Genomic DNA, 19,066 nt, shown 5'->3' on the forward strand with positions numbered 1-19,066 from the left:
TATGTCTACGCCATCAGCGCGTACCGGCGGTTCACTCGACGCCTGGTTTAAAATTTCACAACGTGGAAGCACTGTCCGTCAGGAAGTGGTTGCCGGGTTAACAACGTTTCTGGCGATGGTCTACTCGGTCATCGTCGTTCCGGGCATGCTGGGTAAAGCAGGCTTCCCACCAGCAGCAGTTTTTGTTGCGACCTGTCTGGTTGCCGGGATTGGGTCTATCGCGATGGGGCTGTGGGCCAATTTGCCGCTGGCTATCGGTTGCGCTATCTCCCTGACCGCGTTTACTGCATTCAGCCTGGTGCTGGGGCAGCATATTAGCGTTCCGGTCGCGCTGGGCGCCGTGTTCCTGATGGGGGTGCTGTTTACAGTCATTTCTGCAACGGGTATCCGTAGCTGGATTTTGCGCAACTTGCCGCACGGTGTGGCGCACGGTACGGGGATTGGTATCGGCCTGTTCCTGCTGCTGATTGCTGCGAATGGTGTTGGCCTGGTCATTAAAAATCCGCTCGACGGTCTGCCGGTTGCGCTGGGTGATTTCGCCACCTTCCCGGTTATTATGTCGCTGGTAGGTCTGGCGGTGATCGTCGGTCTGGAAAAACTGAAAGTGCCGGGCGGCATTCTGCTGACCATTATCGGTATCTCGATTGTGGGCCTGATCTTCGATCCTAACGTTCATTTCTCCGGCGTTTTCGCTATGCCGTCTCTGAGCGATGAAAATGGTAACTCGCTGATTGGTAGCCTGGATATTATGGGCGCGCTGAATCCGGTGGTACTGCCGAGCGTACTGGCGCTGGTGATGACGGCGGTCTTTGATGCGACCGGAACCATCCGTGCAGTCGCCGGTCAGGCGAACCTGCTGGATAAAGACGGGCAGATCATTGATGGCGGTAAAGCGCTGACCACCGACTCCCTGAGCAGCGTTTTCTCAGGCCTGGTGGGGGCGGCTCCGGCCGCGGTATACATTGAGTCTGCGGCGGGTACGGCAGCGGGTGGTAAAACCGGTCTGACGGCAATCACCGTTGGCGTGCTGTTCCTGCTGATTCTGTTCCTCTCTCCGCTTTCTTACCTTGTTCCAGGTTACGCAACGGCTCCTGCGTTGATGTATGTTGGCCTGCTGATGTTGAGTAACGTGGCGAAAATCGACTTTGCTGATTTTGTTGATGCGATGGCGGGGCTGGTGACGGCGGTATTCATTGTACTGACTTGTAACATCGTGACCGGCATTATGATCGGTTTCGCGACCCTGGTTATTGGCCGTCTGGTTTCTGGCGAATGGCGTAAGCTGAACATTGGTACGGTTGTTATCGCCGCGGCACTGGTGACCTTCTACGCGGGTGGCTGGGCTATCTAATCTTTAATAAGATTCTGAAAACGGGTGGCAATGGCTGCCCGTTTTTATTTTCTCCGTACATTGTGTGAGCTTTTGCGATATTCTGAAAAAACTGAGAATTCAGGCATAGCGCCTTTCTCAAACCATAAAACATCGCAAACAGGGAACGCATGGAAATCTTCTTTACCATACTGATAATGACCCTCGTGGTTTCGCTGTCCGGGGTGGTCACTCGTGTCATGCCCTTTCAGATCCCGCTTCCGCTTATGCAAATCGCCATTGGTGCGCTACTGGCGTGGCCGACGTTTGGTTTGCATGTGGAGTTTGATCCTGAACTCTTTTTAGTTTTGTTTATCCCGCCGCTGCTGTTTGCTGATGGCTGGAAAACGCCGACTCGTGAATTTCTCGAACATGGTCGGGAGATCTTCGGTCTTGCGCTGGCGCTGGTGGTAGTCACCGTAGTCGGCATTGGCTTCCTCATTTACTGGGTGGTGCCAGGCATTCCGCTAATTCCGGCCTTTGCGCTGGCGGCGGTGCTCTCTCCGACCGATGCCGTGGCGCTCTCCGGGATTGTTGGCGAAGGGCGAATACCGAAAAAAATCATGGGCATTTTGCAGGGCGAAGCGTTGATGAATGACGCCTCCGGCCTGGTGTCGCTGAAGTTTGCCGTGGCAGTCGCGATGGGAACGATGATCTTCACTGTTGGCGGTGCGACGGTCGAATTTATGAAAGTCGCGATCGGCGGTATTCTCGCGGGGTTTGTGGTGAGCTGGCTATATGGTCGCTCGCTGCGCTTCCTGAGCCGCTGGGGCGGCGATGAACCTGCGACACAGATAGTCCTGCTGTTCCTGCTGCCGTTCGCCTCTTATCTGATTGCCGAACATATTGGCGTTTCCGGTATCCTTGCGGCAGTTGCTGCCGGGATGACCATTACCCGTTCAGGCGTGATGCGCCGTGCGCCGCTGGCGATGCGTCTGCGTGCGAACAGCACCTGGGCGATGCTGGAGTTTGTCTTTAACGGCATGGTGTTCTTGCTGTTGGGCCTGCAACTGCCGGGCATTCTGGAGACGTCGCTGATGGCGGCAGAGATCGACCCGAACGTCGAAATCTGGATGCTGTTTACCGACATCATCTTGATTTACGCAGCGCTCATGCTGGTCCGTTTCGGCTGGCTGTGGACGATGAAAAAGTTCAGTAACCGCTTCCTGAAGAAGAAACCGATGGAGTTTGGTTCGTGGACCACACGAGAAATTCTTATCGCGTCTTTTGCCGGGGTTCGCGGGGCTATCACCCTGGCTGGTGTGCTCTCTATTCCGCTGCTGTTGCCGGATGGCAACGTCTTCCCGGCGCGTTATGAGCTGGTGTTCCTGGCGGCTGGCGTCATTCTCTTCTCGCTGTTTGTTGGCGTGGTGATGCTGCCTGTTCTGCTGCAACACATTGAAGTCGCAGATCATTCTCAGCAGCTGAAAGAGGAACGCATTGCGCGCGCGGCAACGGCAGAAGTGGCGATTGTGGCGATCCAGAAAATGGAAGAGCGACTGGCGGCGGACACTGAAGAGAATATCGACAACCAGCTGCTTACCGAAGTCAGCTCGCGCGTCATCGGTAACCTGCGTCGTCGTGCCGATGGCCGAAACGACGTTGAAAGTTCTGTCCAGGAAGAGAACCTGGAGCGTCGCTTCCGTCTGGCGGCGTTGCGTTCTGAACGTGCGGAACTTTATCACCTGCGCGCCACGCGGGAGATCAGCAACGAAACGCTGCAAAAGTTGCTACACGATCTTGATTTGCTGGAAGCGTTGTTAATAGAAGAGAACCAATAACGCTTTGGCGGTGTAATCGGTAAAAAGGTGCAGTACATCGCACCTTTTTACCGTTGGTCAGGTGACCAGAGGCTAGTGGAGATTAATGCGCGCGGCCCTGCTCAACGCCAAAGCCGGTCTGGGAACGGATAAATTGCGCACGGAACAGTTCACGCTCGCGCGCCCCTTCCGCTGAATTATCGGTTGCCGAGAAGAACCAGATGCCGAGGAATGCCACGGAGATGGAGAACAGCGCCGGGTATTCGTACGGGAAGATGGCTTTTTCGTGACCGAGGATCTGTACCCAAATCGTTGGGCCGAGGATCATCAGTACTACCGCAGTAATCAGCCCTAACCAACCGCCCATCATTGCGCCACGAGTAGTCAACTTCGACCAGTACATGGAAAGCAGAATGATTGGGAAGTTGCAGCTCGCGGCGATGGCAAACGCCAGGCCCACCATGAACGCGATGTTCTGATTCTCAAACAGCACGCCGAGGATAATGGCAATCACGCCGAGGATCAGCACGGTGATTTTCGAGACTCGCAGCTCTTCACGTTCGGTTGCGCCTTTTTTGAAGACGTTAGCGTACAGGTCATGCGAAACCGCGGAAGCGCCCGCCAGCGTCAGACCCGCAACTACCGCGAGGATAGTGGCGAAAGCAACCGCTGAAATAAAGCCGAGGAACAGGTTGCCGCCCACCGCATTGGCCAGGTGAACTGCCGCCATGTTGTTACCACCAATCAGATGGCCCGCAGCGTCTTTATATTCCGGATTTGCACCGACCAGCATGATCGCGCCAAAGCCGATAATAAAGGTCAGGATGTAGAAGTAGCCCATAAATCCGGTAGCGTAGAACACGCTCTTACGCGCTTCGCGTGCATCGCTGACCGTAAAGAAGCGCATCAGAATATGCGGCAAGCCAGCCGTACCAAACATCAGCCCAAGCCCCAGAGAGAGCGCGGAGATCGGATCTTTCACCAGTCCGCCCGGTTTCATGATGTCGACACCTTTTGGGTGTACCGCCATCGCTTCGCTGAACAGATTGTTGAAGCTAAAGCCGACGTGTTTCATCACCATAAAGGCCATAAAGCTGGCACCGAACAGCAACAGAACGGCTTTGATAATCTGCACCCAGGTGGTCGCCAGCATGCCGCCGAACAGGACGTACATCATCATCAGCACGCCAACCAGCACCACCGCAATGTGATAGTTAAGGCCGAACAGCAGTTCAATCAATTTACCTGCGCCGACCATCTGGGCGATAAGGTAAAGTGCTACCACCACCAGAGAACCACAAGCCGAAAGAATACGAATCGGCCCTTGTTTCAGGCGGTAAGAAGCCACATCCGCAAAGGTATAGCGGCCCAGGTTACGCAGACGTTCAGCAATCAGGAACAGAATGATTGGCCAGCCCACCAGGAAGCCCAGCGAGTAGATCAGCCCGTCATAGCCGGAAGTAAACACCAGCGCGGAGATCCCCAAAAATGAGGCGGCAGACATATAGTCCCCGGCAATCGCCAGCCCGTTCTGGAAGCCAGTGATATTGCCGCCTGCGGTGTAGTAGTCATTACGAGAACGTACGCGTTTTGACGCCCAGTAGGTAATGCCGAGCGTGAACACGACGAAAATCAGGAACATAATAATCGCCTGCCAGTTTGTTGGCTGGCGCTCAACGGCCCCGCTAATAGCATCCGCGGCGTTAGCTGCGAAAGGGAGTGTGGCGGCAAGCGCCGTCAGAACTCTTTTCATGATGCTTGTACCTCATGCAGGACTTCATTATTTAGACGGTCGAATTCGCCGTTCGCCCGCCAGATGTAGATACCAGTGAGAACAAAGGAGATAACAATGACCCCAACGCCAACGGGAATACCGCGTGTGACGCTGGTGTTCGGATTCAGCGGGGTGCCCAGCCAGCCGGGCGCGAAGGCGATCAGTAAAATAAAGCTGATATAAACTGCCAGCATAATAATCGACAGGATGGTGGCAAACCGTTGCCGTTTTTCGACTAACTCCCTGAAATGCGCATTGTCTTCTATCCGCTGATAAATCGTACCATTCATCACAGATTCTCCAGAGGTAATGTAGGGATTGTTTTAATTCCCGCTCCCTTATGGGAGAAGGTTAACGCTCGGGTAACCCTTGCCGAATGTAGGCCGGATAAGGCGTTTACGCCGCATCCGGCAATCAACGCCTGATGCGTCGCTGTCGCGTCTTATCAGGCCTACAAACCGTTACCGACTCGCATCCGGCAATTGTGGGTTACGATGGCATCGCGATAGCCTGCTTCTCTTCAAGCAGCTTCTCGACCACGCCAGGATCGGCAAGCGTCGAGGTATCGCCCAGGTTGCTGGTATCGCCCGCCGCAATTTTGCGCAGAATACGGCGCATAATTTTGCCGGAGCGGGTTTTAGGCAGGGAGTCGGTCCAGTGCAGCACGTCTGGCGTCGCCAGCGGGCCAATCTCTTTACGCACCCAGTTGCGGACTTCTGCGTATAGTTCTGGTGACGGTTCCTCCCCGTGATTAAGCGTGACGTAGGCGTAGATCGCCTGACCTTTAATATTGTGCGGAATACCCACCACGGCGGCTTCGGCAATCTTCGGATGCGCCACCAACGCCGACTCAATCTCCGCCGTCCCCAGACGGTGACCAGAGACGTTCAGCACGTCGTCCACGCGCCCGGTGATCCAGTAATAGCCATCTTCATCGCGACGCGCGCCGTCGCCGCTGAAATACATATTTTTGAAGGTGGAGAAGTAGGTCTGTTCAAAACGTTCGTGATCGCCAAACAGCGTACGCGCCTGACCCGGCCAGGAATCGGTGATCACCAGACTGCCTTCAGCGGCACCTTCTTGTGGATTACCTTCGTTATCCACCAGCGCCGGTTGTACGCCGAAGAACGGACGCGTTGCAGAACCGGCTTTCAGTTCGGTCGCCCCAGGCAGCGGCGTAATCATGAAACCGCCAGTTTCGGTCTGCCACCAGGTGTCGACCACCGGGCATTTCTCGTTGCCGATCTTCTTCCAGTACCACTCCCACGCTTCCGGATTGATTGGCTCGCCCACGGAACCGAGAATGCGTAGCGAGGAACGGTCGGTGCCTTCAATCGCTTTATCGCCTTCCGCCATCAGCGCGCGAATCGCCGTTGGCGCGGTGTAAAGAATATTGACCTGATGCTTATCCACCACCTGCGCCATACGGGCAGGCGTCGGCCAGTTCGGTACACCTTCAAACATCAGCGTGGTCGCGCCGCAGGCCAGCGGGCCGTACAGCAAATAACTGTGTCCGGTAACCCAGCCCACATCAGCGGTACACCAGTAGATATCGCCCGGATGATAATCAAAGACATATTTAAAGGTCAGCGCCGCGTACACCAGATAACCGCCGGTAGTGTGCAGCACGCCTTTCGGCTTACCGGTAGAACCGGAGGTGTAGAGAATAAACAGAGGATCTTCGGCGTTTATCTCTTCCGCCTGATGCTGATCGCTGGCTTGCTCAACCAGGTCGTGCCACCACAGGTCGCGTCCTTCCTGCCAGTCGATTTTTCCGCCAGTACGCTTCAGTACCACCACATGTTCAATGCTGGTGACGTTCGGGTTTTTTAGCGCGTCATCAACGTTTTTCTTCAGCGGAATACTACGCCCGGCGCGCACACCTTCGTCGGAAGTGATCACCAACCGTGAGTTAGAATCGATGATGCGTCCGGCAACGGCTTCCGGCGAGAAGCCGCCGAAAATTACCGAATGCACCGCGCCAATGCGGGCGCAGGCCAGCATCGCGACCGCAGCTTCCGGTACCATCGGCATATAAATCGCCACCACATCACCTTTTTTAATGCCCAGCTCGAGCAGGGTATTGGCGAAGCGGCAGACGTCGCGGTGCAGCTCTTTATAACTAATATGTTTGCTCTGACTGGCGTCATCGCCTTCCCAGATAATAGCGGTACGATCGCCGTTTTCTTGCAGATGGCGGTCAAGGCAGTTTGCCGCCAGATTCAGCGTGCCGTCCTCGTACCATTTAATGGACACATTACCGGGGGCAAAGGAGGTGTTTTTCACCTTCTGGTACGGTTTGATCCAGTCGAGAATTTTTCCCTGTTCGCCCCAAAAGGTATCTGGTGCGTTAATTGATTGTTGGTACATCGCTTCGTACTGCTGAGGGTTTATCAGGCAATGGTCTGCGATGTTGGCAGGAATGGTGTGTTTGTGTATTTGGCTCATGCTTTTGTTCTCCTTGTAGGATGTTAATAATATGTGTCATAAGCGTTAAATGTAGGGGTATTGGCAGTTTTGTTTAGTATTTGGGCGGCAGATCACGCAAAAGTAGAATTGTGCAAATAAACGACAGGATTATTTTTGAAGGACACCAACAAAAGTTGGCATTTTCTTTCTGGAACATGCAGTTATGCATGTGTTTGAAATGGAGGAAATTATCGACTAACTCTAAAGTGGTATTTCACATGCACTTACAATTGATTAAAGACAACATTCACAGTGTGGTTATTTGTTACACATAGGGGCGAGCAATGTCATGACAGTGTATGTGCGGTTACTGTCATGAAAAAACAATAAAAACTGCCATTGCCTCAATGGCAAAATTTGGATAAAGCCCCTATGACAAGGATAAAAATAAACGCACGCCGTATCTTCAGCTTGTTGATTCCTTTTTTCTTTTTCACTTCTGTTCACGCTGAACAAACGGCCGCTCCCGCGAAACCTGTAACTGTGGAAGCGAAGAATGAAACCTTTGCCCCACAGCATCCCGATCAATATCTCTCCTGGAAAGCCACCTCGGAACAGTCAGAGCGTGTTGACGCCCTGGCGGAAGATCCACGGCTGGTGATCCTGTGGGCGGGGTATCCCTTCTCGCGCGATTACAACAAGCCGCGTGGACATGCCTTTGCTGTGACCGATGTGCGTGAAACTCTGCGTACCGGTGCGCCGAAAAACGCCGAAGATGGTCCGCTACCGATGGCATGCTGGAGTTGTAAAAGCCCGGATGTGGCGCGCCTGATCCAGAAAGACGGCGAAGATGGCTACTTCCACGGTAAATGGGCGCGCGGCGGCCCGGAAATCGTCAACAACTTAGGTTGTGCCGACTGCCATAACACCGCCTCACCAGAGTTCGCCAAAGGTAAGCCGGAGTTAACCCTTTCCCGTCCATATGCGGCGCGTGCAATGGAAGCCATTGGCAAACCTTTTGAGAAAGCTGGACGTTTCGACCAGCAATCGATGGTTTGCGGTCAGTGCCATGTGGAGTATTACTTCGACGGCAAAAACAAAGCGGTTAAATTCCCGTGGGATGACGGCATGAAAGTCGAAAATATGGAGCAGTATTACGACAAAATTGCCTTCTCTGACTGGACTAACTCCCTGTCAAAAACGCCAATGCTGAAAGCGCAGCACCCGGAATATGAAACCTGGACAGCGGGCATTCACGGCAAAAACAACGTGACCTGTATCGACTGCCATATGCCAAAAGTGCAGAACGCCGAAGGCAAACTCTACACCGACCATAAAATTGGTAATCCGTTTGATAACTTCGCCCAGACTTGTGCGAACTGCCATACCCAGGACAAAGCCGCCTTGCAAAAAGTGGTCGCGGAACGTAAGCAGTCGATTAACGACCTGAAAATCAAGGTTGAAGATCAACTGGTTCACGCTCACTTCGAAGCGAAAGCGGCACTGGACGCAGGCGCGACGGAAGCCGAAATGAAGCCGATTCAGGACGATATCCGTCATGCCCAGTGGCGTTGGGATCTGGCGATCGCTTCCCACGGCATTCATATGCACGCACCGGAAGAAGGTCTGCGGATGCTCGGTACTGCGATGGATAAAGCGGCGGATGCGCGTACCAAACTGGCGCGCCTGCTGGCGACCAAAGGCATCACCCATGAAATCCAGATCCCGGATATCTCGACCAAAGAGAAAGCCCAGCAGGCAATTGGCCTGAACATGGAGCAAATCAAAGCCGAGAAACAGGATTTCATCAAAACGGTGATCCCGCAGTGGGAAGATCAGGCACGTAAAAACGGTCTGTTAAGCCAATAACCCCGTTCCGCCTCGCAAGGGGCGGAAAACACAATGGAGTGAATATGAGCGTATTACGTTCGTTATTAACTGCCGGGGTGCTGGCGTCGGGCCTGTTGTGGAGCCTGAACGGAATTACCGCTACCCCTGCGGCGCAGGCATCTGATGATCGCTACGAAGTTACCCAGCAGCGTAACCCGGATGCCGCCTGTCTGGACTGTCATAAGCCAGATACCGAAGGTATGCATGGCAAACATGCTTCCGTTATCAACCCGAATAACAAACTGCCGGTCACTTGCACCAACTGTCACGGTCAGCCATCACCGCAACACCGCGAAGGGGTGAAAGATGTGATGCGCTTTAACGAGCCGATGTACAAGGTTGGAGAGCAGAACAGCGTCTGTATGTCCTGCCATCTGCCGGAACAGTTGCAAAAAGCGTTCTGGCCGCACGATGTTCACGTAACCAAAGTGGCGTGCGCCAGCTGCCATTCCCTGCATCCACAGCAAGATACGATGCAGACGTTAAGTGACAAAGGACGGATCAAGATTTGCGTCGATTGCCACAGCGATCAGCGCACCAATCCGAACTTTAACCCGGCGTCTGTTCCGTTGCTTAAGGAGCAGCCATGACCTGGTCACGTCGCCAGTTTCTCACCGGCGTCGGTGTGCTGGCAGCCGTTAGCGGCACCGCGGGGCGCGTGGTGGCGAAAACGTTGAATATCAATGGGGTGCGTTACGGCATGGTGCATGACGAGTCGTTATGTATCGGCTGTACCGCCTGTATGGATGCTTGTCGAGAAGTGAACAAGGTGCCGGAAGGTGTCTCGCGCCTGACGATTATTCGTAGCGAGCCGCAGGGCGAATTTCCTGATGTGAAATATCGCTTCTTCCGTAAGTCTTGTCAGCACTGCGATCATGCGCCGTGCGTTGACGTCTGCCCGACCGGTGCGTCTTTTCGCGATGCCGCCAGTGGGATTGTCGATGTTAATCCGGATCTCTGCGTCGGTTGTCAGTATTGCATCGCCGCCTGTCCGTACCGCGTGCGCTTTATCCATCCGGTCACGAAGACAGCGGACAAATGCGATTTCTGCCGCAAGACTAATTTGCAGGCCGGTAGGTTACCCGCGTGCGTTGAAGCTTGCCCGACGAAGGCGCTGACGTTTGGCAATCTGGACGATCCCAACAGTGAGATTTCACAACTGCTGCGCCAGAAGCCCACTTACCGCTACAAGCTGGCGCTGGGAACCAAACCGAAGCTGTACCGCGTGCCGTTTAAATACGGGGAGGTGAGCCAATGACTCAGGCTTCCGCATTTCATTTTGAATCGCTGGTGTGGGACTGGCCGATTGCCATCTATCTGTTTTTGGTGGGGATCTCTGCCGGACTGGTGACGCTGGCGGTGTTGCTGCGTCGCTTCTACCCGCAGGCGGGTGGTGCAGACAGTACGTTGCTGCGCACCACGCTGATTGTCGGGCCTGGCGCGGTGATCCTCGGCCTGCTGATCCTCGTCTTTCATCTGACGCGTCCGTGGACCTTCTGGAAGCTGATGTTCCACTACAGTTTTACCTCGGTGATGTCGATGGGGGTGATGCTGTTTCAGCTCTACATGGTGGTGCTGGTGCTGTGGCTGGCGAAAATCTTTGAACACGATTTGCTTGCCCTGCAACAACGCTGGTTGCCGAAGTTGGGGAGCGTGCAAAAGGTCTTGAGCCTGCTGACGCCCGTTCATCGCGGACTGGAAACGTTGATGCTGGTGCTGGCGGTGCTGCTGGGGGCTTATACCGGCTTTCTGCTGTCGGCGCTGAAATCGTATCCGTTCCTCAATAACCCGATCCTGCCTGTGCTGTTCCTCTTCTCCGGCATCTCGTCCGGTGCGGCGGTGGCGCTGATCGCCATGGCGATACGCCAACGCAGTAACCCGCATTCCACGGAAGCGCACTTTGTTCACCGGATGGAAATCCCTGTGGTATGGGGTGAAATTTTCCTGCTGGTGGCGTTTTTTGTCGGTCTGGCGCTGGGCGATGACGGTAAAGTGCGTGCGCTGGTGGCGGCATTGGGTGGCGGTTTCTGGACGTGGTGGTTCTGGCTTGGTGTCGCTGGGCTGGGGCTGATTGTGCCAATGTTGCTCAAACCGTGGGTCAATCGCAGTTCCGGCATTCCTGCCGTGCTGGCGGCGTGTGGGGCCAGCCTGGTCGGCGTGTTGATGCTGCGCTTTTTCATTCTCTACGCCGGACAGTTGACGGTGGCGTAAGCCAGAAAAGAGGTGGTTTCTGGACGTATTCCTTCCTGAAGTCGGTTTTCTGGCGTTGTTGTTAAGTCTCGGGGTCAACGTGTTGACCCCGTTGATGAGCTTCGTGGGAGTGCGGTTGCGCTGGCCTGCCATGATGCGGCTCACCAGCATTGGCATTCTGGCGCAGTTCACACTCCTGCTGCTCGCCTTTGGCGTACTGACGTATTGTTTTCTCATCAGCGATTTCTCGGTCATTTATGTCGCACAACATAGCTACAGCCTGCTGTCGTTGGAACTCAAACTGGCGGCGGTGTGGGGTGGTCATGAAGGTTCGTTGCTACTTTGGGGGCTGTTGCTTTCCGCCTGGAGCGCGCTGTTTGCCTGGCATTATCGGCAGCAAACCGATCCGCTATTTCCGCTGACGCTAGCCGTTTTATCTCTCATGATCGCCGCACTGCTACTGTTTGTGGTGCTGTGGTCCGATCCCTTCGTGCGGATATTCCCCCCAGCAATCGAAGGCCGCGATCTCAATCCGATGCTGCAACATCCCGGTCTTATCTTTCATCCACCGCTGCTTTACCTTGGCTATGGCGGTTTGATGGTGGCGGCGAGCGTGGCGCTGGCGAGTTTACTGCACGGCGAGTTTGATGCGGCCAGCGCCCGAATTTGTTGGCGCTGGGCGTTACCTGGCTGGAGCGCATTAACGGCGGGGATCATCCTCGGTTCCTGGTGGGCCTATTGCGAACTCGGCTGGGGCGGCTGGTGGTTCTGGGATCCGGTGGAAAACGCCTCTTTATTACCCTGGCTTTCTGCCACTGCGCTGCTGCACAGTTTATCCCTGACACGCCAGCGGGGGATTTTCCGCCACTGGTCGCTGCTGCTGGCGATCGTTACTCTGATGCTGTCGCTGCTGGGGACGTTGATTGTCCGTTCTGGCATTCTGGTTTCGGTTCATGCGTTCGCGCTGGATAACGTCCGCGCCGTGCCGTTGTTCAGCCTGTTTGCGCTGATTAGCCTTGCGTCTCTGGCTTTGTATGGCTGGCGAGCGCGGGACGGTGGCCCGGCGGTGCGTTTTGCGGGGTTATCGCGAGAAATGTTAATCCTCGCTACGCTGTTGCTGTTTTGCGCGGTGCTACTGATCGTGCTGGTGGGAACGCTTTATCCGATGATTTACGGCTTGCTGGGCTGGGGACGCCTCTCCGTTGGCGCACCGTATTTTAACCGCGCGACGTTACCGTTTGGTCTGTTGATGTTGGTGGTGATTGTGCTGGCGACGTTTGTCTCTGGCAAACGCGCGCAGCTTCCGGCGCTGCTGGCGCATGCGGGCGTGCTGTTATTTGCCGCGGGGATCGTGGTTTCCAGCGTCAGCCGTCAGGAGATCAGCCTGAATTTACAGCCGGGGCAGCAGGTAAAACTGGCAGGATACACCTTCCGGTTTGAGCGCCTCGATCTGCAAGCCAAAGGCAATTACACCAGCGAAAAAGCGATAGTGGCACTGTTTGACCATCAGCAACGTATTGGTGAATTAACGCCGGAGCGGCGTTTCTATGAAGCACGCCGTCAGCAAATGATGGAGCCGTCAATTCGCTGGAACGGCATCCATGACTGGTATGTGGTCATGGGCGAGAAAACCGGAGCGGATCGTTACGCTTTTCGTTTGTATGTACAAAGCGGTGTGCGCTGGATCTGGGGGGGAGGATTGTTGATGATTGCAGGCGCATTGTTAAGCGGATGGCGGGGGAGGAAGCGCGATGAATAAAGGGCTTCTCACTTTGCTGCTGCTATTTACCTGTTTTGCGCACGCTCAGGTCGTAGACACCTGGCAATTCGCCAATCCGCAACAACAGCAACAGGCGTTAAATATTGCCAGCCAGTTACGTTGTCCGCAGTGCCAGAATCAGAACTTACTGGAATCCAATGCGCCGGTTGCAGTCAGTATGCGCCATCAGGTTTACAGCATGGTGGAGGAGGGGAAAAGTGAAGTCGAAATCATTGGCTGGATGACCGAACGCTACGGAGATTTTGTTCGCTATAACCCACCGTTAACTGGTCAGACGCTGGTGTTGTGGGCGCTGCCAGTGGTGTTGTTACTGCTGATGGCACTGATCCTCTGGCGAGTAAGGGCGAAGCGATGAAACAGCCTCAAATACCGGTGAAAATGCTGACAACACTCACGATTTTGATGGTATTTCTCTGTCTCGGCAGTTATCTGTTAAGCCCAAAATGGCAGGCGGTACGTGCGGAGTATCAGCGTCAGCGCGATCCGCTACATCAGTTTGCCAGCCAGCAAACCCCGGAAGCGCAGCTTCAGGCATTGCAGGATAAAATCCGCGCCAATCCACAAAACAGTGAACAGTGGGCGTTGCTGGGCGAGTACTATCTGTGGCAAAACGATTACAGCAATTCGCTGCTGGCGTACCGTCAGGCGTTGCAACTACGTGGTGAGAACGCTGAACTGTATGCGGCGCTGGCGACGGTGCTTTATTACCAGGCCAGCCAGCATATGACCGCCCAGACTCGCGCAATGATCGACAAAGCCCTCGCGCTGGACAGTAATGAAATCACCGCCCTGATGCTGCTGGCTTCAGATGCGTTTATGCAGGCGAATTACGCGCAAGCCATCGAACTATGGCAAAAAGTGATGGATCTAAACTCACCACGAGTTAACCGAACACAGCTGGTTGAGTCGATTAATATGGCAAAACTGCTGCAGCGGCGAGCGGATTAATCATTCAGTGTTGAAGATTATGTTATTGAGATGTGTAAAAAATAATCGAATGAACACATGCAAAAAATAATCACCAATCAGTATTATTGCAAATTAAACAAATAAAAATCTTTTCATAACAAATAGTTATTCATTAATTTTGCCATAAAGTCGCGTTATTATGCATTAATGCAGCGAAAAGCTCTGTTGTTAAAGGGTTGCGCGACATACCGCGCAAATGATACTGATCATAAGCGTTAAAAAATCCACAAACCAACGCAACACAATCCATACCCTGCAGTTTATAACGTTCTTGCGTTTTTGAACGGGGAACGGCGTTCCACTGAGGAAGTCAATCGTATGAAAAATATAAAAATCAGCCTTGCCTGGCAGATACTCATTGCTATGGTGCTGGGCATTCTCCTGGGAAGTTACCTGCATTATCACAGCGACAGCCGTGACTGGTTAGTCGTTAATTTTCTCTCCCCGGCAGGTGATATCTTTATCCACCTGATTAAAATGATCGTTGTGCCGATCGTGATTTCCACGCTGGTGGTCGGTATCGCGGGTGTCGGCGATGCCAAGCAGCTTGGGCGAATTGGCGCGAAAACCATTATCTACTTTGAGGCGATCACCACTGTCGCCATCATCCTGGGGATCACCCTGGCGAACGTCTTCCAGCCTGGAGCAGGGGTCGATATGTCACAGCTGGCGACTGTCGATATCTCGAAATATCAGAGCACCACGGAAGCGGTACAAAGCAGTTCTCACGGTATTATGGGGACGATTTTGTCGCTGGTGCCGACGAACATTGTGGCATCGATGGCGAAAGGCGAAATGCTGCCAATCATCTTCTTCTCGGTGCTGTTTGGTCTGGGGCTTTCCTCCCTGCCCGCGGCGCATCGCGAACCGCTGGTGACTGTGTTCCGCTCCATCTCTGAAACCATGTTTAAAGTGACGCACATGGTGATGCGCTATGCCCCAGTGGGGGTGTTCGCGCTGATTGCGGTGACGGTGGCTAACTTTGGTTTCTCTTCTCTGTGGCCACTGGCGAAACTGGTGCTGCTGGTGCATTTCGCCATTCTGTTCTTCGCGCTGGCGGTGTTGGGAATTGTGGCGCGCCTGTGCGGGTTAAGTGTCTGGATCTTGATTCGTATTCTGAAAGATGAGTTGATTCTGGCGTACTCCACTGCCAGCTCAGAAAGCGTACTGCCGCGAATTATTGAGAAGATGGAAGCCTACGGCGCCCCGGCATCGATCACCAGTTTCGTGGTGCCGACCGGTTACTCTTTTAACCTCGATGGTTCGACGCTGTATCAAAGTATTGCGGCTATCTTCATCGCGCAGTTGTATGGCATTGACCTGTCCATCTGGCAGGAAATTATTCTGGTGCTGACGCTGATGGTGACCTCGAAAGGGATTGCTGGCGTGCCGGGCGTGTCGTTTGTGGTGCTGCTGGCGACGCTGGGCAGCGTAGGTATTCCGCTGGAAGGTCTGGCGTTTATTGCTGGTGTTGACCGTATCCTCGACATGGCACGTACCGCGCTGAACGTAGTGGGTAATGCGCTGGCGGTGCTGGTGATTGCCAAGTGGGAACACAAATTTGACCACAAAAAAGCGATGGCCTACGAGCGTGAAGTGCTGGGCAAATTTGATAAGACTGCGGATCAGTAATTGAAGATTGCCGGGGACATCCACCCGGCAATGTGTGGATGCCTGATGCGACGCTTACCGCGTCTTATCAGGCCTACGCCAGATTGCGCAATAGCCTGATTTAGCGTGATTTTTGTAGGTCGGATAAGGCGTTTACGCCGCATCCGCCATCAATGCCTGATGCGACGTTTAACGCGTTTTATCAGGGCTACCTTAACCATTGGTTAATTTTTCAAACTCTTCACACCCGGTATCAAACCCTTCCATACAGCTCAGGTTCAACCAGTGCAGCGCCTTCTGTTTGTTCTTCTCGATAAAACCTTCTTCACCGTTTAAGAACATCATTCCTGCCCAGTACTCGGAATAACCGGTACGGGAAATCGCAGAGCTACGCTTGAAATACCAGGTCGCTTTCGCATCATCGGCCTTAATGCCTATGCCGTTGGCGTAAATCAAACCAAGCAGCATCTGGGCATCGACGGCGGAGTCGTTCTCCAGATCTTCCGAGGCGTTTTCTAACAGCGAAATCGCCTTCGGATAATCCGGTTTACCTGCCTGAGTATTCACCAGAATATGTGCCAGCGTCACTTCACCTTCTTTACTGCCCGCTTGCGCTGCTTTTTCGGCGAGAATTTTTGCTTGTGGATAGTCCAGACTGACCGGATTGGTGATTTTAATCTGCGCCAACAGCGCGCAGGCATCGGCATCACCACTGTCGGCGGCTTTCTGTGCCCAATATTCGGCTTTGCTCAAATCGCCGGAGCTAAACCAGCTGTCGGCAAGAAAATATTGTGCGCGTCTGTCTCCGGCCTCTGCCGCCTTTACATACTGGCTGCCAGGCTCAGAGTCATTCGCGTGGGCAAAGAATGTCAAAAACAACATCAATGCGATAATTTTTTTCATTTTGATAATACGATTGGGTAGGGTGTATCCAGTATAAAGAGTTCGAATGGATAAAAAAACAGCCTCCCAGAGGAGGCTGTAGAAGGGACTTATTTACGCCAGTGCCGCTTCGCGCAGGCGAGTTTTCAACTTGTTGTACTCGTCAATCACGTACTGCTCGGCGGCGCGCTGATCGGCGATCGGCTCGACGCGCACGGCGCAGTATTTGTATTCCGGCGTTTTGGTAATCGGGCTTAAGTTCTCGGTAACCAGCTCGTTACAGGCGCCAATCCACCACTGGTAGGTCATGTAAATCGCCCCTTTGTTAGGACGATCGCTGACCTGCGCACGGGTGATAATTTTGCCTTTACGCGAGTGCACCCAAACCAATGCCTCATCTTCAATACCCAGACGTTTGGCGTCTTCGGTATTGATTTGTGCGTAGCCAGGTTCATCAGCCAGCGCTGCCAGTGCCGCACAGTTACCGGTCATCGAACGGCAAGAGTAGTGGCCAACTTCACGCACCGTTGACAGTACCATCGGGTACTCGTCGGTGAGTTTGTCGATTGGCGCTACCCAGTCGCAGGTGAAGAACTGCGCCAGACCGTTCGGGGTATCAAACTTCTCTTTAAACAGATAAGAAGTCCCCTGATCGGCATCTGACGTATCGCGGCAAGGCCACTGGATGAAGCCCAGTTCGCCCATTTTCTCGTAAGTTGCACCGTAGAAATCCGGGCACAGATGACGCAACTCGTCCCAGATCTCCTGGGTGTTGTTGTAGTGCATCGGATAACCCATACGGGTGGCGATTTCACTGATAATCTGCCAGTCCGTTTTCAGATCCCACTTCGGTTCAACCGCCTTGAAGAAACGCTGGAAGCCACGGTCAGCCGCAGTATAGACACCTTCATGCTCGCCCCACGACGTTGACGGTAAAATGACATCCGCCGCCGACGCGGTTTTGGTCATAAAGATGTCCTGAACGATGACCAGTTCCAGATCTTCAAAGGCTTTACGGACTGCCGACAGTTCCGCATCCGTTTGCAGCGGATCTTCGCCCATAATGTACGCGGCACGCACTTCGCCATGCGCTGCGCGGTGCGGCAGCTCGCTGATGCGATAGCCGGTATGAGCAGGCAGGCTTTCTACGCCCCAGGCTTTGGCGAATTTCTCGCGGTTAGCCGGATCTTTCACGTACTGGTATCCCGGATACGTATCCGGCAGCGCGCCCATATCACAGGCGCCCTGCACGTTGTTCTGACCACGAACCGGGTTAACACCCGCATGCGGCTTACCGAGGTTACCGGTCAGCATCGCGAGGCTGGTCAGAGAACGGACGGTTTCCACGCCCTGATAGAACTGGGTCACACCCATGCCCCACAGAATAGATGCGCTTTCCGCCTGGGCATACATCCGCGCCGCCTGACGAATCTCACTGGCGCTAACGCCGGTGATATCTTCAACCGACTCCGGCGTGTAGCCTTCAACGATTTTACGATACTCTTCAAAGCCCTCTGTGCGAGAAGCGACAAACGCTTTGTCGTACAGATTTTCTTCAATAATGACATGGCCCATCGCATTCAACAGCGCGATGTTCGAGCCGTTTTTCAGTGCGATGTGCATGTCAGCAATGCGCGCGGTTTCAATTTTGCGCGGATCGCAGACGATAATTTTCGCCCCGTTACGTTTAGCGTTAATCACGTGATTCGCCACGATAGGGTGGGAATCCGCCGGGTTGTACCCGAAAACGAACACTAAATCGGTATTATCAATTTCGTTAATGGCATTGCTCATTGCGCCGTTACCGACCGATTGGTGCAGACCTGCAACCGATGGGCCGTGTCAGACGCGAGCGCAGCAGTCAACGTTATTGGTACCAATAACGGCGCGCGCAAATTTTTGCATTACATAGTTGGTTTCGTTACCCGTACCACGCGAGGAGCCTGTCGTCTGGATGGCATCCGGACCGTACTTCTCTTTGATGGCGCTCAGGCGCTCGGCAACGTAATTCAGTGCCTCATCCCAGGAAACAGGTTCGAGTGTGCCGCCACGCTGGCGACGGATCATGGGGGTTTTCAGGCGCGGGGTCAGGATCTGGGTATCGTTAATAAAATCCCAGCCATAATAACCCTTCAGACACAGAGTACCCTGGTTGGTTTTCCCCTGTGCTGCCTCCGCCCGGACGATTTTGCCGTTATCGACGACCAGGTTGATTTTGCAACCTGATGCGCAATATGGGCAAACCGTGACGACTTTTTTCATCAGTCTCGCTCCAGTTAATCAAATCACGCATACGCGCTCTCGACCACAGTATGCATCTTTTATGCCACATTTTATTTGAGGCTATTCCCTGATATTACGGGCACTATTTATTCAAAACTCTGACGAAAAACAGGCTGTCGTCAGTTTTGACGTGACGAAACGAAATACCG

General features: G+C 53.8%; 15 protein-coding genes. 10 read left to right on the forward strand and 5 right to left on the reverse strand.

Annotated features, from left to right (window positions below; all coding sequences use genetic code 11):
- Position 1: 1 nt before the first annotated feature.
- The gene (ghxP, locus tag D9734_RS05030) at positions 2-1,351 is read left to right on the forward strand and encodes a guanine/hypoxanthine transporter GhxP (RefSeq protein WP_130205830.1); all 1,350 of its coding nucleotides are present in this window, start codon (positions 2-4) and stop codon (positions 1,349-1,351) included.
- A 149-nt stretch (positions 1,352-1,500) separates the two neighbouring features.
- Positions 1,501-3,150, forward strand: coding sequence for a Na+/H+ antiporter (locus tag D9734_RS05035; RefSeq protein WP_130205832.1), 1,650 nt, complete (start codon positions 1,501-1,503; stop codon positions 3,148-3,150).
- A gap of 82 nt (positions 3,151-3,232) precedes the next feature.
- On the opposite strand, the gene actP is transcribed toward D9734_RS05035, so the two are convergent.
- The 3 genes from actP to acs all read right to left on the reverse strand — a co-directional run bounded on the left by actP (position 3,233) and on the right by acs (position 7,351).
- A complete protein-coding gene (gene actP, locus D9734_RS05040; protein ID WP_000832550.1) occupies positions 3,233-4,882 on the reverse strand; it encodes a cation/acetate symporter ActP in 1,650 nt (549 codons plus the stop codon).
- On the reverse strand, positions 4,879-5,193 hold the full coding sequence (locus D9734_RS05045; protein ID WP_001337746.1) for a DUF485 domain-containing protein: 315 nt from the start codon (positions 5,191-5,193) through the stop codon (positions 4,879-4,881). Before D9734_RS05045 ends, actP begins: the two co-directional genes overlap by 4 nt.
- A gap of 199 nt (positions 5,194-5,392) precedes the next feature.
- Complete coding sequence (gene acs / locus D9734_RS05050; protein WP_130205834.1) at positions 5,393-7,351, reverse strand: acetate--CoA ligase; 1,959 nt, start codon at positions 7,349-7,351, stop codon at positions 5,393-5,395.
- A gap of 393 nt (positions 7,352-7,744) precedes the next feature.
- Between acs and nrfA the strand changes: the two genes are divergently transcribed.
- The 8 genes from nrfA to gltP all read left to right on the forward strand — a co-directional run bounded on the left by nrfA (position 7,745) and on the right by gltP (position 15,773).
- Positions 7,745-9,181, forward strand: coding sequence for an ammonia-forming nitrite reductase cytochrome c552 subunit (gene nrfA, locus D9734_RS05060; protein ID WP_130205836.1), 1,437 nt, complete (start codon positions 7,745-7,747; stop codon positions 9,179-9,181).
- 44 nt (positions 9,182-9,225) lie between these two features.
- The gene (nrfB, locus tag D9734_RS05065; RefSeq protein WP_001295391.1) at positions 9,226-9,792 is read left to right on the forward strand and encodes a cytochrome c nitrite reductase pentaheme subunit; all 567 of its coding nucleotides are present in this window, start codon (positions 9,226-9,228) and stop codon (positions 9,790-9,792) included.
- Complete coding sequence (nrfC, locus tag D9734_RS05070; protein ID WP_130205838.1) at positions 9,789-10,460, forward strand: cytochrome c nitrite reductase Fe-S protein; 672 nt, start codon at positions 9,789-9,791, stop codon at positions 10,458-10,460. Before nrfB ends, nrfC begins: the two co-directional genes overlap by 4 nt.
- Entirely contained in the window at positions 10,457-11,413 is a 957-nt protein-coding gene (gene nrfD, locus D9734_RS05075; protein ID WP_130205839.1) for a cytochrome c nitrite reductase subunit NrfD, read from the forward strand. Before nrfC ends, nrfD begins: the two co-directional genes overlap by 4 nt.
- A 19-nt stretch (positions 11,414-11,432) precedes the next feature.
- Positions 11,433-13,151: a heme lyase CcmF/NrfE family subunit gene (locus tag D9734_RS05080; RefSeq protein WP_130205841.1), complete on the forward strand. Its 1,719-nt coding sequence runs from the start codon at positions 11,433-11,435 to the stop codon at positions 13,149-13,151.
- On the forward strand, positions 13,144-13,527 hold the full coding sequence (nrfF, locus tag D9734_RS05085; RefSeq protein WP_130205843.1) for a heme lyase NrfEFG subunit NrfF: 384 nt from the start codon (positions 13,144-13,146) through the stop codon (positions 13,525-13,527). Before D9734_RS05080 ends, nrfF begins: the two co-directional genes overlap by 8 nt.
- Positions 13,524-14,120: a heme lyase NrfEFG subunit NrfG gene (nrfG, locus tag D9734_RS05090; protein WP_130205845.1), complete on the forward strand. Its 597-nt coding sequence runs from the start codon at positions 13,524-13,526 to the stop codon at positions 14,118-14,120. The genes nrfF and nrfG overlap by 4 nt, the downstream gene beginning before the upstream one ends.
- Before the next feature lie 339 nt (positions 14,121-14,459).
- Entirely contained in the window at positions 14,460-15,773 is a 1,314-nt protein-coding gene (gene gltP / locus D9734_RS05095; protein ID WP_130205847.1) for a glutamate/aspartate:proton symporter GltP, read from the forward strand.
- 192 nt (positions 15,774-15,965) lie between these two features.
- Here gltP and yjcO read toward each other — a convergent pair whose 3' ends face one another.
- Complete coding sequence (yjcO, locus tag D9734_RS05100) at positions 15,966-16,655, reverse strand: Sel1 family TPR-like repeat protein YjcO (RefSeq protein WP_130205849.1); 690 nt, start codon at positions 16,653-16,655, stop codon at positions 15,966-15,968.
- A 93-nt stretch (positions 16,656-16,748) separates the two neighbouring features.
- Positions 16,749-18,896 carry a formate dehydrogenase subunit alpha gene (gene fdhF / locus D9734_RS05105; RefSeq protein WP_130205851.1) on the reverse strand — a complete coding sequence of 716 codons (2,148 nt, stop codon included), beginning with the start codon at positions 18,894-18,896 and terminating at the stop codon, positions 16,749-16,751.
- Positions 18,897-19,066 lie beyond the last annotated feature (170 nt).

The organism is Escherichia sp. E14S1 (assembly GCF_004211995.1).
In the GTDB taxonomy this organism is placed as follows: Bacteria; Pseudomonadota; Gammaproteobacteria; order Enterobacterales; family Enterobacteriaceae; genus Escherichia.

Bases quoted from the DNA above. Each gene is read 5' to 3' on its own strand.
- nrfD (WP_130205839.1), top strand. From the start codon at position 10,457: ATGACTCAGGCTTCCGCATTTCATTTTGAATCGCTGGTGTGGGACTGG.
- ghxP (WP_130205830.1), top strand. From the start codon at position 2: ATGTCTACGCCATCAGCGCGTACCGGCGGTTCACTCGACGCCTGGTTT.
- nrfG (WP_130205845.1), top strand. From the start codon at position 13,524: ATGAAACAGCCTCAAATACCGGTGAAAATGCTGACAACACTCACGATT.
- nrfA (WP_130205836.1), top strand. From the start codon at position 7,745: ATGACAAGGATAAAAATAAACGCACGCCGTATCTTCAGCTTGTTGATT.
- D9734_RS05035 (WP_130205832.1), top strand. From the start codon at position 1,501: ATGGAAATCTTCTTTACCATACTGATAATGACCCTCGTGGTTTCGCTG.
- D9734_RS05045 (WP_001337746.1), bottom strand. From the start codon at position 5,193: ATGAATGGTACGATTTATCAGCGGATAGAAGACAATGCGCATTTCAGG.
- nrfB (WP_001295391.1), top strand. From the start codon at position 9,226: ATGAGCGTATTACGTTCGTTATTAACTGCCGGGGTGCTGGCGTCGGGC.
- yjcO (WP_130205849.1), bottom strand. From the start codon at position 16,655: ATGAAAAAAATTATCGCATTGATGTTGTTTTTGACATTCTTTGCCCAC.
- nrfC (WP_130205838.1), top strand. From the start codon at position 9,789: ATGACCTGGTCACGTCGCCAGTTTCTCACCGGCGTCGGTGTGCTGGCA.
- nrfF (WP_130205843.1), top strand. From the start codon at position 13,144: ATGAATAAAGGGCTTCTCACTTTGCTGCTGCTATTTACCTGTTTTGCG.
- acs (WP_130205834.1), bottom strand. From the start codon at position 7,351: ATGAGCCAAATACACAAACACACCATTCCTGCCAACATCGCAGACCAT.
- actP (WP_000832550.1), bottom strand. From the start codon at position 4,882: ATGAAAAGAGTTCTGACGGCGCTTGCCGCCACACTCCCTTTCGCAGCT.
- gltP (WP_130205847.1), top strand. From the start codon at position 14,460: ATGAAAAATATAAAAATCAGCCTTGCCTGGCAGATACTCATTGCTATG.